The organism is Streptomyces sp. NBC_01217 (genome assembly GCF_035994185.1).
Classification (GTDB): domain Bacteria; phylum Actinomycetota; class Actinomycetes; order Streptomycetales; family Streptomycetaceae; genus Streptomyces.
Map to the genome: position 1 here is coordinate 6582240 of NZ_CP108538.1, position 12684 is coordinate 6594923.

A 12684-nucleotide genomic window follows, 5' to 3' on the forward strand; every position below is an offset into this window, starting at 1 on the left:
GTACAGTGCGGAAATCAGCAGACCGCATGGTGAGGCCCCCTCGTGTTGACGCAGACCACCACCCGGGTCCTCGAACCCAGCGACCTCGGCGCCGCCCTCGCAGTCCTGGAGAGCGAACCCGTCGCCAACGCCTTCGTGACCGCCCGGGTCCAGATCGCAGGTCTCGATCCCTGGCGCCTCGGCGGCGAGATGTGGGGCTGGTACGCCGACGGACGGCTGCGCTCGCTGTGCTACTCGGGCGCCAACCTCGTACCGATCTGCGCCACCCCCGAGGCCGTCAGGGCCTTCGCCGACCGCGCCCGCCGGGCCGGTCGCCGCTGCTCCTCGATCGTCGGCCCCGCGGAGCCCACCGCCCAGCTGTGGCGGCTGCTCGAACCCGGCTGGGGCCCCGCCCGCGAGGTCCGGTCCCATCAGCCGCTCATGGTCACCGACCGTCCGTCCGACGAGATCACCCCCGACCCCCTGGTCCGCCGGATCCGCAAGGACGAGGTGGACGTCCTGATGCCGGCCTGCGTGGCGATGTTCACCGAGGAGGTCGGCATCTCCCCGCTCGCGGGCGACGGCGGACTCCTCTATCAGGCACGCGTCGCCGAGCTCATCGGCGCCGGCCGCTCCTTCGCCCGGATCGAGGACGGCAGGGTCGTCTTCAAGGCGGAGATCGGCGCCGCCACCCCCCAGGCCTGCCAGATCCAGGGCGTCTGGGTCGCCCCCGAACACCGCGGCCGAGGACTCTCCGAAACCGGCATGGCGGCGGTCCTGCGCTACGCACTTGCCGATGTCGCCCCCGTCGTCAGCCTGTACGTGAACGACTACAACACCCCCGCGCGCAAGGCGTACACGAGGGTCGGCTTCCGCGAGACCGGCGCGTTCATGAGCGTGCTGTTCTGACCGCCCGGCGGCCCGTGCCACCTACCCGTACCACCCACCCCACCCGGGCCAGTAGGGTCGGCCCATGGCAGCAGTTTCCGGGGGCGGCCCCCACATTCCCAGCGTCCGGATCGGACCGGTCGATCTCGCCGTACGCGTGGACGAGGCGCTCGCCGTGCAGGCCGTCGCCTTCGGCCTGGGCCCGGAAGAGATCGAGGTACGGCGCCACATCGTCCTCAGACACCTTGAGCACCCCTTCGCCCGTGCGCTGGGCGCCACCGCCCCGGGCGGCCGGCTCGTCGGCTTCGTCTACGGCATGCCGAACGAGCGCGGCCAGTGGTGGTCCACCGTCGTCGAGCCCTACCTCCGCGCCACCGGCTCCGCGCACTGGCTCGACGACTCCTTCGTGATCACCGAACTGCACGTCCACCCGGAGTTCCAGAACCAGGGCATCGGGCGCTCGCTGATCACCACCATCACGGACGCCGTCGACCAGCCCCGTTCCATCCTCTCCGCCATCGACACGGAGAGCCCGGCACGTGGCCTGTACCGCAGTCTCGGCTACCAGGACCTGGCCCGGCAGGTGCTCTTTCCCAGCGCTCCCAAGCCGTACGCGGTGATGGGCGCCCCGCTTCCGCTGCGCCGCAGGGACTGAGGCACGGGGCAATCGATTTCCGCCCACCCGTACCGCCCGGCTAACCTCCTGCACATCACCCTTCCGAGCAGGAGTTCATCATGGCCCAGGTCCAGCGCATGTCCCGATTGATGATCAAGACACTGCGCGACGACCCGGCGGACGCCGAGACGCTCAACCACAAGCTGCTCGTCCGGGCCGGATACGTACGTCGCACGGCAGCCGGAATCTGGACCTGGCTGCCGCTCGGCAAGAAGGTCCTGGAGAACATCACCCGCGTCGTGCGCGAGGAGATGGACGCCATCGGCGGCCAGGAGGTGCTGCTGCCCGCGCTGCTCCCCAAGGAGTCGTACGACGCCAGCGGCCGCTACGACGAGTACGGCGATCTGCTCTTCAAGCTCAAGGACCGCAAGGGCGCCGAGTACCTCCTCGGGCCCACCCACGAAGAGATCTTCACCCAGGTCGTCAAGGATCAGATCACGTCCTACAAGGACCTGCCCGTGATCCTCTACCAGATCCAGACCAAGTACCGCGACGAGGCCCGTCCCCGCGCCGGTGTGCTGCGCGGCCGCGAGTTCCAGATGAAGGACTCGTACTCCTTCGACACCACCGACGAGGGCCTCATCGAGGCCTACCGGCTGCACCGCGCCGCCTACATCCGGATCTTCGAGCGGCTCGGCCTCGACCACCGCATCGTCTCCGCCGTCTCCGGCGCGATGGGCGGCTCGGCCTCCGAGGAGTTCCTGGCGCCCGCCCCGGCCGGCGAGGACACCTTCGTCGACTGCCCCGCCTGCGACTACGCCGCCAACACCGAGGCCGTGACCTTCAAGGCCACCCCCGTGGACGGCTCGGCGCACGGCCCCGTCGAGGAGCTGGACACCCCCGACACCCCGACCATCGAGACGCTCGCCGCGCACCTGGGCGTCCCGGCATCCGCGACCCTGAAGAACCTGCTCGTCAAGGTCGACGGCGAGATCGTCGCGGTCGGCGTGCCCGGCGACCGCGAGGTCGACCTCGGCAAGCTCGGTGAGCACCTGGCCCCGGCCGTCGTCGAGCTGGTCACCGCCGAGGACTTCGAGGGCCGTCCCGACCTGGTACGCGGCTACGTCGGCCCGCAGGGCCTGGAGAAGGTCCGCTACATCGCCGACCCGCGCATCGCGGCCGGCACCGCCTGGATCACCGGCGCGAACAAGCCCGGCACCCATGCGAAGAACGTCGTCGCGGGCCGTGACTTCCAGGTCGACGACTACCTCGACGTCGTCGTCGTCGAGGCGGGCGACCCCTGCCCCAAGTGCGGCACCGGCCTCAAGCTGGACCGCGCCATCGAGATCGGCCACATCTTCCAACTGGGCCGCAAGTTCGCGGACGCCTTCCAGCTCGATGTCCTCGGCCAGAACGGCAAGCCGGTCCGCGTCACCATGGGCTCGTACGGCATCGGCGTCTCCCGCGCCGTCGCCGCGCTCGCCGAGCAGACCGCCGACGAGCAGGGCCTGTGCTGGCCCCGCGAGATCGCCCCGGCCGATGTGCACGTCGTCGCGGCGGGCAAGGCGCTCCAGACGGAGCTGGCCCTCGATGTCGCCGAGAAGCTCGCCGCCGCCGGTGTGCGGGTCATGGTCGATGACCGTGCGGGCGTCTCGCCCGGTGTGAAGTTCACCGACGCCGAGCTGATCGGTGTCCCGAAGATCCTGGTCGCGGGCCGCCGCTCGGCCGAGGGTGTCCTGGAGCTCAAGGACCGCCGCACGGGCGAGCGCGAGGAGCTCACGGTCGACGAGGCGATCGCCCGCCTGACCGTTCAGGGCTGACAACGTTCAGGGCTGACAACGCGAAAGCCGCAGGCCCCCGCGCACCGCGTGGGGGCCTGCGGCCTTTCCGTACGGGCCTACAGCCAGCCCGCGAACTCCAGCGTCAGCTCGCCCTCCTGGCGACGGCCGGCCGCCAGCGCCCGGGTGCCCGACTCCACTGCGCGGAACAGCGTCCAGCCGTGCAGCCGCTCCCGGTCCACATCCAGCGAATCGGCGAGCTTCTTGATCCGCCGACGGGCCGTCACCGGGCCGCCCGGGGAGGCGATCAGATCCTCGACGCGGTCGCGCACCAGGCGCGCCAGATCATAGGCCCGCTCACCGACCAGCGGCTCGGGACCGACCGTCAGCCAGGGCACCCGCTCACCCGCGAGCACCTTGCTCTGACGGAAGTTGCCGTGCAGCAGCAGGAGTTCGGGGGAGTGTGCGACCAGCTCCTCGCGTGCCGCGAGCGCCGCGGAGACCAGTGGCTCCAGGCCCGGATCGACAGCAGCGTGGGCGAGCATCGGCTCCGTACGGCGCCCGGTCCGCTCGGCGACCGTCTCGAATCCATGACCTGCCGGCGGCTCGACCCAGAGCCTGCGCACCGTCCCCGCCGCCTCCAGCAGCGCCTTCGCCTCCGGCAGCGAACGCAGCGACACCTCCGGGTGCAGCCGCTCCAGCAGCAGGGCGCCGGGTCCCGGGGTGAGGAGCCGTGCCGCGCCCCAGCCGTTCCAGTGCGCGAGCGCCGCCCGCTCCAGCTCGGGTGCGGCCCCGGGCGGGGCGATCTTCAGCGCGGCCGGGGTGCCGTCGGAGCATGTCACCAGCAGGACCAGACTGCTGCGGCCCCCGGGAGCCGCGACCCGTTCCACGGTCAACTTCTGCCCGGTCGAGGACAGCGCTTCCTCGGTCAGTGCGGGGAGCCGTGCCAGCCACTCGGCGGCGGCCACATCCCCGGACGACTCGCCGAGCGCTCGCACCAGACGCTGCGGCGGTTCGAAACCCATACGTGCTTTGTTCCCTTTCAGAGCTTATTCAGTGCGTCGCACCGGTCCCGTTCGTCACATCGGTCCCGTGGTCGCGCCGGATCCGGCCTTTGCACCGGTCCCTGCCGTCGCGTCCGTCGCGTCGGTCCCGTCGGCGGTCCGCTCGGCGAGCCCGGGAAAGGCTACGCCGCTGCCTCGCCAGCGGACCGCACGCACCGCGGCCTCGCGCAGTGCGTCCGCGGCCTCCCGCCTGAGCGGCCCCCCGGCGGCCCGCACGAGATCGGAGTACACGTCAGCGACCCGGTCCTCCAGCAGAGCGGCCAGCCGCACCGCCGCCGCCGGATCGGGCACCGCGAACGGCAGAGCGTACGCGGCCTGGGCCGCCACCGGTTCACCGCCCAGGTCACGCACGGTCCGCACCAGTGCGTCACGCCGGGCCCGGTGCGCGTGGTACGCCGCCGTGGCCTCGGCCCGGCGGCCGTCGGCGACCCGGCCGCCGACCACCCCGTAGCCGTACACCGCCGCGTGTTCGGCGGCCAGGGCCGCCTGCGCCGCCTTCTGGGTGCTGGCGCTCATGACGAGGTCTCCTTGGCAAGTTCGGTCAGCAGATAGACGTGGGCCGCGCCCGCCGCCGCGATGGACGCCAGCAGCCGGGCCAGCTCCGGCGGGGCCGTCAGCAGCGTCGCCGTGTGGGCGTCCGATGCGCGTCGCTCCGCCGCCGCCAGCTCCTTGACGGCGGCCCCGGCGTCGGCCGGGGGCGACGGCGGGGCCGCCGGCGCCTTGCCGTCATCGGGCGCCAGTGCCGTGGCATGGGCCCGTACGGCGTCCCGCAGCACGGAGAGCCCGGCGGCGGTCGCCGGGTGGGCGCTGACCACCTGTTCGTACTGCGCGAGCAGCTCCCTGCTGGTACGCGCGGCACCTGCCCGCAGTGTCTTCTCCACCCGCGCGGCGGCGGCCTGCTCGGCCGCGGTCGTCGCGTCGGTACCGGCGGAGTCCTTCCGGCGCTCGGTCCCGTCACCGCAGCCGGCGAGCACCGCCCCCATGGCGATCGCCCCCGTCGCGGTGAACGCACCTCTGCGCGTCGTCCCCGTGCGCCGCACTTGTTCTCCTTCGGGCTTGCACCTGTCTTGACTGGATCTGTCCTGAAGTGATCACCGCAGGCGAGCGTACCCGCGGCTGCGGGGCAGGCGGACGGCAACACCCCTCGGGACCGGATACCCTTTGACCTGACACGCGAGATCCCCACAACAGCACACGCGGCCGAGGAGTCACCCGGATGAGCACCACCCAGAGCGAGAGGCTGCGCGGACTGCTCGAACCGCTCGTCAGCGCCGAGCAGCTGGATCTCGAAGAGATCGAGGTGTCCCGGGCAGGCCGCCGCCGGGTGCTGCGGATCATCGTGGACTCCGAAGAGGGCGTGGAGCTGGACACCTGCGCCGAGCTGAGCCGCGCGATCTCCGAGAAGCTCGACGAGACCGACGCGATGGGTGAGGGCGAGTACGTCCTCGAAGTCAGTTCCCCCGGTGCCGACCGTCCGCTGACGGAGCACCGCCACTACGTACGTGCCACGGGCCGCCTGGCCAAGCTGCACCTGCGCGAGGGCGGCGAGCTGGTGGCCCGCATCCTCGCCGTGGACGAAGAAGGCCTCGACCTCGAAGTGCCGGGCGTCAAGGGCCGCAAGCCCACGTCCCGCCGGGTCGCCTTCGACGAGATCGCCAAGGCGCGCGTGGAGATCGAATTCAGCCGCAAGGACAAGAAGGAAGAGGAGGCGTAGCCGTGGACATCGATGTGAAGCTCTTGAAGGGCTTGGCACAGGACAAGGAGATCCCCTTCGACGTGCTCGTCGAGGCGATCGAGTCGGCCCTCCTCATCGCCTACCACCGTACGGACGGCAGTCACCGCCGCGCGCGCGTCGAGCTCGACGAGCGCGGCCACGTGACGGTGTGGGCGAAGGAGGACCCGGCCGACCTCGAACCGGGCCAGGAGCCCAAGGAGTTCGACGACACCCCGTCCGGCTTCGGCCGGATCGCCGCGAGCACCGCCAAGCAGGTCATCCTGCAGAGGCTGCGCGATGCCGAGGACGACAGGACGTTCGGCGAGTACGCGGGCCACGAGGGCGATGTCGTCACCGGCGTCGTCCAGCAGGGCAAGGACCCGAAGAACGTCCTGGTCGACATCGGCAAGCTGGAAGCCATCCTGCCGGTGCAGGAGCAGGTCCCGGGCGAGGAGTACACCCACGGCCTGCGTCTGCGTACGTACGTCGTACGGGTCGCCAAGGGCGTGCGCGGTCCGTCCGTGACGCTGTCGCGGACCCACCCCAACCTGGTGAAGAAGCTCTTCGCGCTGGAGGTCCCGGAGATCGCGGACGGTTCCGTCGAGATCTGCGCGATCGCCCGCGAGGCCGGTCACCGCACCAAGATCGCGGTCCGTTCGACCCGCTCCGGGCTGAACGCCAAGGGTGCCTGCATCGGCCCGATGGGCGGCCGGGTGCGCAATGTCATGGCCGAGCTGCACGGCGAGAAGATCGACATCGTGGACTGGTCGGACGACCCGGCCGAGATGGTCGCCAACGCCCTGTCGCCCGCACGGGTGAGCCAGGTCGAGGTGGTGGACCTCGGCGCACGGTCCGCCCGGGTCACCGTGCCGGACTACCAGCTGTCGCTCGCGATCGGCAAGGAGGGGCAGAATGCCCGCCTCGCCGCCCGTCTCACCGGCTGGCGCATCGACATCCGTCCGGACACCGAGACCGACGCCGAGCGCGACGTCGCCGACCGGGAGCGGGCCGAGCGGGCCCGCGAGCGTTCGGAGCGCGGCTGACCTTCCTGCGGCCGCGGGAATACAGCGGCCGCAGGGAATACATCCGGGCGGCATGCCGCTGAGATCGCGACAACATCCGTTCGATTTTTGCCCCAAAGGGGTGAGGTCGGTGCGGGGAGGTAGACTTAAACGTGTCTGGCCGGACGCACGCCCGCGCTTGCCCTGAGCGAACCTGTGTGGGATGCCGGGAGCGGGCGGCCAAGAGCGAGCTGCTGCGCATCGTCGCGGACGAGGACGCATGCGTCCCTGATCCTCGCGGTACGCTGCCCGGCCGGGGTGCATATGTACACCCCGGCCCTGCCTGTCTGGACCTGGCGGTTCGCCGCCGGGCATTCCCCCGGGCCTTCAAGGCCAAGGGGCCGTTCGACCCCGCCGCTGTGCAGCGGTTCGTCGAGCGGGTGACACCGTAATAAATGAACGGCACGGGACCCCGTGCGGTCAGGTACCTCGCGAGTTGGAAGTAGGTCGAGATTGCGATGAGCACTCGATGAGTACGCGATGAGTACGCCCATGAAGTAGCGACGGTCCGGCGGTAACCCGGACCTAAAAGGAGCGAAGTGGCTAAGGTCCGGGTATACGAACTCGCCAAGGAGTTCGGCGTCGAGAGCAAGGTCGTCATGGCCAAGCTCCAAGAACTCGGTGAATTCGTCCGTTCGGCGTCCTCGACGATCGAGGCGCCGGTTGTACGCAAGTTGACTGACGCACTGCAGGGGCCCGGCGGCAACGCCGGCAAGTCCGCTGCCAAGCCTGGTGCGCCCCGCAAGGCGGCGCCCGTAAAGCCCGCAGCGCCCTCCCCGGCCGCTGCGGCACGTCCTGCTGCCCCGAAGCCCGGCGCCCCGGCCCCCAAGCCGGCCGCCGCCGCCCCGGTGAGCAGCACCCCCGCAGCGCCTTCCGCGCCGTCCGCAGGCCCGCGTCCGGGCCCGAAGCCCGCGCCCAAGCCCGCTCCGGTGACTCCGGTTCCCGCTGCCGAGTTCTCGGCTCCGGCTCCGGCCCAGCCGGCTGCCCCGCAGCAGCCGCAGGCCCCGCGTCCCGCGGGTGCCACCCCCGGTCCGCGTCCTGCCGGTGCCCGTCCGGCCCCGGCCGGCGGCCGTGGTGGCGAGCGCGACGGTGGCCGTGGTGGCGAGCGTGGCGGCGACCGCCCCGCACGTCCCGCAGGCCAGGGCGCCCCGCGCCCCGGCGGCCGTCCGGCCGGTCCCCGTCCGGGCAACAACCCCTTCACCTCCGGTGGCTCGACGGGCATGGCCCGTCCGCAGACACCCCGTCCCGGCGGCGCCCCGCGCCCCGGTGGCGGTCAGGAGCGTCCCGGCGCCCCGCGCCCGCAGGGCGGTCCCGGTGGCGCCCCGCGTCCGCAGGGACAGGGCGGTGCCCGTCCCACTCCGGGCGGCATGCCCCGTCCGCAGGCTCCGCGTCCGGGCGGTGCGCCCGGTGGTAACCGTCCGAACCCCGGCATGATGCCGCAGCGTCCCGCTGCGGCACCGCGTCCCGGTGGTGGCCCCGGCGGTGGCCGTGGTCCCGGTGGCGGCGCAGGCCGTCCCGGTGGCGGTGCAGGCCGTCCCGGTGGCGGCGGCTTCGCCGGTCGTCCGGCCGGTCCCGGTGGCGGTGGCGGCGGTTTCGCCGGTCGTCCCGGTGGCGGCGGTGGCGGTGGCGGCGCAGGCCGTCCCGGCGGTGGTGGCGGCGGCTTCGGCGGTCGTCCCGGCTTCGGTGGACGTCCCGGCGGCCCCGGTGGCCGTGGTGGCACACAGGGTGCGTTCGGCCGTCCCGGCGGTCCCGCGCGTCGTGGCCGCAAGTCGAAGCGGCAGAGGCGCCAGGAGTACGAGGCCATGCAGGCCCCGTCGGTCGGCGGCGTCATGCTGCCTCGCGGCAACGGACAGTCCGTCCGTCTGTCGCGCGGTGCCTCCCTCACCGACTTCGCGGAGAAGATCAACGCCAACCCGGCGTCGCTCGTCGCCGTGATGATGAACCTCGGCGAGATGGTCACGGCCACGCAGTCGGTCTCCGACGAGACGCTGAGGCTGCTCGCGGACGAGATGAACTACGTCCTGGAGATCGTCAGCCCGGAGGAGGAGGACCGCGAGCTGCTCGAGTCCTTCGACATCGAGTTCGGTGAGGACGAGGGCGGCGAAGAGGCTCTGGTCTCCCGTCCGCCGGTCGTGACCGTCATGGGTCACGTCGACCACGGTAAGACCCGACTGCTGGACGCGATCCGCAAGACGAACGTCGTTGCGGGCGAGGCCGGCGGCATCACGCAGCACATCGGTGCGTACCAGGTCTCCTCCGAGGTCAACGGCGAGGACCGCCGGATCACCTTCATCGACACCCCGGGTCACGAGGCGTTCACCGCCATGCGTGCCCGTGGTGCGAAGTCCACCGACATCGCGATCCTCGTGGTGGCGGCGAACGACGGTGTGATGCCCCAGACGATCGAGGCGCTGAACCACGCCAAGGCGGCCGACGTGCCGATCGTGGTCGCGGTCAACAAGATCGACGTCGAGGGTGCCGACCCGACCAAGGTGCGCGGTCAGCTCACCGAGTTCGGTCTGGTGGCCGAGGAGTACGGCGGCGACACGATGTTCGTCGACATCTCCGCCAAGCAGGGCCTCAACATCGAGGCTCTTCTGGAGGCCGTCGTCCTCACCGCCGACGCCTCGCTCGACCTGCGGGCCAACCCGGAGCAGGACGCGCAGGGTATTGCGATCGAGTCCCACCTCGACCGCGGCCGCGGTGCCGTTGCGACCGTCCTGGTCCAGCGAGGCACCCTGCGGGTCGGCGACACGATGGTGGTCGGCGACGCGTACGGCCGAGTCCGCGCGATGCTCGACGACAAGGGCGAGAACGTCGAGGAAGCGGGTCCGTCGACCCCCGTCCTCGTCCTCGGTCTCACCAATGTCCCGGGCGCCGGCGACAACTTCCTGGTGGTCGACGAGGACCGTACGGCCCGTCAGATCGCCGAGAAGCGTGCCGCTCGTGAGCGCAACGCCAACTTCGCCCGCAAGGGTGTCCGGTTCTCCCTGGAGAACCTGGACGAGGCGCTCAAGGCCGGTCTGGTCCAGGAACTCAACCTCATCATCAAGGGCGACGCGTCCGGTTCGGTGGAGGCCCTCGAGTCCTCGCTGCTCCAGCTCGACGTCGGCGACGAGGTCGACATCCGGGTCCTGCACCGCGGTGTGGGTGCGGTCACCGAGTCGGACATCGACCTGGCGACCGGCTCCGACGCCATCGTGATCGGCTTCAATGTGCGCGCCGCAGGGCGTGCGCAGCAGATGGCCGAGCGCGAAGGCGTGGACGTCCGGTACTACTCGGTCATCTACCAGGCGATCGAAGAGATCGAAGCGGCCCTCAAGGGCATGCTCAAGCCGGAGTACGAAGAGGTCGAGCTCGGTACGGCGGAGATCCGCGAGATCTTCCGCTCGTCCAAGCTGGGCAACATCGCCGGTGTGCTGGTCCGGTCCGGCGAGGTCAAGCGCAACACCAAGGCGCGCCTGCTGCGCGATGGCAAGGTCATCGCGGAGAACCTCAACATCTCCGGTCTGCGCCGCTTCAAGGACGACGTCACCGAGATCCGCGAAGGCTTCGAGGGCGGTATCAACCTCGGAAACTTCAACGACATCAAGATCGACGACGTCATCGCGACGTACGAGATGCGCGAGAAGCCGCGAGGCTGACCCGCAGGGATTTCCGGGGGGACACCCCCGGACCCCCTTCAACAGTCGGGGCCGGTCGACGGGACGTATTTCCGTCGATCGGCCCCGGCCGTTCCGTGTACGGTTCTTGTGTCCCTGCCAAGCATTGGCAGGGCGCGAACCCGAACCGGCGGGACATCCGGACATACATGTATGTGGGGACACTGTCCTTCGATCTGCTTCTCGGCGACGTACGGTCGTTGAAGGAGAAGCGCTCCGTCGTCCGCCCGATCGTCGCCGAGCTCCAGCGCAAATACGCGGTGAGCGCGGCGGAGGTGGGCGGTCAGGATCTCCATCGCAGGGCCGAGATCGGCCTCGCCGTGGTGTCCGGGGACACCGGACACCTCACAGATGTTCTGGACCGGTGCGAGCGGTTGATCGCCGGCCGGCCGGAGGTGGAGCTGCTGTCCGTACGACGGCGGCTGCACAGCGACGAAGACGATTGAGCAAGGCTGAGAAGGAGACGGACCAGTGGCCGACAACGCGCGGGCGAAGAAGCTGGCGGACCTCATCCAGGAGGTGGTCGCCGAGAAACTGCAGCGCGGTATCAAGGACCCGCGTCTGGGTACGCACGTGACGATCACGGACACCCGGGTCACCGGTGACCTGCGGGAGGCCACGGTCTTCTACACGGTCTACGGGGACGACGAGGACCGGGCGAGCGCAGCCGCCGGCCTGGAGAGCGCCAAGGGCATCCTGCGCTCGGCGGTCGGAGCGGCGGCGGGGACGAAGTTCACCCCCACGCTGGCCTTCGTGGCCGACGCCCTCCCGGAGAACGCGAAGGCGATCGAGGACCTCCTCGACCGGGCCCGGGCCTCGGACGCACGGGTGCGCGAGGCGTCCTCGGGCGCCACGTACGCCGGTGGCGCGGACCCGTACCGCAAGGCGGACGACGAGAACGACGAGGACACCGCCTCCGAATGACATCGCAGAACAGGACGCCGGACGGTTTGGTCATTGTCGACAAGCCGTCCGGCTTCACTTCGCATGACGTCGTCGCCAAGATGCGCGGCATCGCCCGGACCCGTCGTGTCGGCCATGCCGGCACGCTGGACCCGATGGCGACCGGCGTTCTCGTGCTCGGTGTCGAGAAGGCCACCAAGCTGCTGGGCCATCTCGCACTGACCGAGAAGGAGTACCTCGGCACGATCCGGCTCGGCCAGAACACCATCACGGACGACGCGGAGGGCGAGATCACCTCGTCCACCGATGCCTCCGGTGTGACCCGTGAGGGCATCGACGCCGGGGTCGCGGCCCTGACCGGACCGATCATGCAGGTGCCTTCCAAGGTCAGCGCCATCAAGATCGACGGCAAGCGGTCCTACGCACGGGTGCGCGGCGGCGAGGAGTTCGAGATCCCGGCCCGGCCGGTGACGATCTCGTCCTTCACCGTCTACGACGTCCGCGAGGCGGTCGCCGAGGACGGGACGCCGGTCGTCGACCTGGTCGTCTCCGTCGTCTGCTCCTCGGGTACGTACATCCGCGCGATCGCCCGCGACCTCGGCGCCGGGCTCGGCGTCGGCGGGCATCTGACCGCGCTGCGGCGCACCAGGGTCGGGCCGTACGGCCTCGATGCGGCGCGGACGCTCGACCAGCACCAGGAGGAGCTGATCGTGATGCCGGTGGCGGAGGCCGCCGCCTCGGCGTTCCCCCGCTGGGACGTGGACGAGAAGCGCGCCAAGCTGCTGCTGAACGGCGTGCGGCTCGACATGCCGGCCTTCCCGCCGGGACCGGTCGGGGTCTTCGGGCCCGACGGGCGGTTCCTGGTCCTCGTCGAGGAGCAGAAGGGCAAGGCCAAGAGCCTCGCCGTCTTCGCCTGACCGGCGATCCGGTGCCCTCGGACCCCGTCGTGGAGCGGGCTGCCCCCTGCGCCCGCTCCACGCCCCGTGAGTTTCTGTCCATCGGACACCATGAATTCACCC

13 protein-coding genes are annotated in these 12684 nt (G+C 70.9%); 10 read left to right on the plus strand and 3 right to left on the minus strand.

The window, feature by feature from the left end:
* Positions 1 to 42 precede the first annotated feature (42 nt).
* From OG507_RS29510 to OG507_RS29520, 3 genes are all read left to right on the plus strand, one after another.
* On the plus strand, positions 43 to 888 hold the full coding sequence (locus tag OG507_RS29510) for a GNAT family N-acetyltransferase (RefSeq protein ID WP_327370161.1): 846 nt from the start codon (positions 43 to 45) through the stop codon (positions 886 to 888).
* Positions 889 to 952: 64 nt separating this feature from the next.
* On the plus strand, positions 953 to 1522 hold the full coding sequence (locus OG507_RS29515; RefSeq protein ID WP_327370162.1) for a GNAT family N-acetyltransferase: 570 nt from the start codon (positions 953 to 955) through the stop codon (positions 1520 to 1522).
* 80 nt (positions 1523 to 1602) lie between these two features.
* Positions 1603 to 3303, plus strand: a complete 1701-nt coding sequence (locus tag OG507_RS29520) for a proline--tRNA ligase (protein ID WP_327370163.1) — start codon at positions 1603 to 1605, stop codon at positions 3301 to 3303.
* A gap of 77 nt (positions 3304 to 3380) precedes the next feature.
* On the opposite strand, the gene OG507_RS29525 is transcribed toward OG507_RS29520, so the two are convergent.
* Genes OG507_RS29525 through OG507_RS29535 form a run of 3 tightly spaced genes read right to left on the minus strand, consistent with a single transcriptional unit; the run spans position 3381 to position 5365 of the window.
* Entirely contained in the window at positions 3381 to 4286 is a 906-nt protein-coding gene (locus tag OG507_RS29525; RefSeq protein ID WP_327370164.1) for an aminoglycoside phosphotransferase family protein, read from the minus strand.
* Between the two features lie 54 nt (positions 4287 to 4340).
* A complete protein-coding gene (locus OG507_RS29530; RefSeq protein ID WP_327370165.1) occupies positions 4341 to 4841 on the minus strand; it encodes a ferritin-like domain-containing protein in 501 nt (166 codons plus the stop codon).
* On the minus strand, positions 4838 to 5365 hold the full coding sequence (locus OG507_RS29535; RefSeq protein WP_327370166.1) for a hypothetical protein: 528 nt from the start codon (positions 5363 to 5365) through the stop codon (positions 4838 to 4840). Before OG507_RS29535 ends, OG507_RS29530 begins: the two co-directional genes overlap by 4 nt.
* A gap of 176 nt (positions 5366 to 5541) precedes the next feature.
* On the opposite strand from OG507_RS29535, the gene rimP reads away from it, so the two are divergent.
* From rimP to truB, 7 genes are all read left to right on the plus strand, one after another.
* Positions 5542 to 6039, plus strand: a complete 498-nt coding sequence (gene rimP / locus OG507_RS29540) for a ribosome maturation factor RimP (protein WP_327370167.1) — start codon at positions 5542 to 5544, stop codon at positions 6037 to 6039.
* A 2-nt stretch (positions 6040 to 6041) separates the two neighbouring features.
* Positions 6042 to 7082: a transcription termination factor NusA gene (nusA, locus tag OG507_RS29545; RefSeq protein ID WP_327370168.1), complete on the plus strand. Its 1041-nt coding sequence runs from the start codon at positions 6042 to 6044 to the stop codon at positions 7080 to 7082.
* A gap of 131 nt (positions 7083 to 7213) precedes the next feature.
* Positions 7214 to 7492: a YlxR family protein gene (locus tag OG507_RS29550; RefSeq protein WP_327370169.1), complete on the plus strand. Its 279-nt coding sequence runs from the start codon at positions 7214 to 7216 to the stop codon at positions 7490 to 7492.
* Between the two features lie 147 nt (positions 7493 to 7639).
* Positions 7640 to 10744, plus strand: a complete 3105-nt coding sequence (infB, locus tag OG507_RS29555) for a translation initiation factor IF-2 (protein ID WP_327370170.1) — start codon at positions 7640 to 7642, stop codon at positions 10742 to 10744.
* A 167-nt stretch (positions 10745 to 10911) separates the two neighbouring features.
* Positions 10912 to 11208, plus strand: a complete 297-nt coding sequence (locus tag OG507_RS29560) for a DUF503 domain-containing protein (protein WP_327370171.1) — start codon at positions 10912 to 10914, stop codon at positions 11206 to 11208.
* Positions 11209 to 11233: 25 nt separating this feature from the next.
* Positions 11234 to 11686 carry a 30S ribosome-binding factor RbfA gene (gene rbfA, locus OG507_RS29565; RefSeq protein ID WP_327370172.1) on the plus strand — a complete coding sequence of 151 codons (453 nt, stop codon included), beginning with the start codon at positions 11234 to 11236 and terminating at the stop codon, positions 11684 to 11686.
* Positions 11683 to 12582, plus strand: a complete 900-nt coding sequence (gene truB / locus OG507_RS29570; protein ID WP_327370173.1) for a tRNA pseudouridine(55) synthase TruB — start codon at positions 11683 to 11685, stop codon at positions 12580 to 12582. Before rbfA ends, truB begins: the two co-directional genes overlap by 4 nt.
* Positions 12583 to 12684 lie beyond the last annotated feature (102 nt).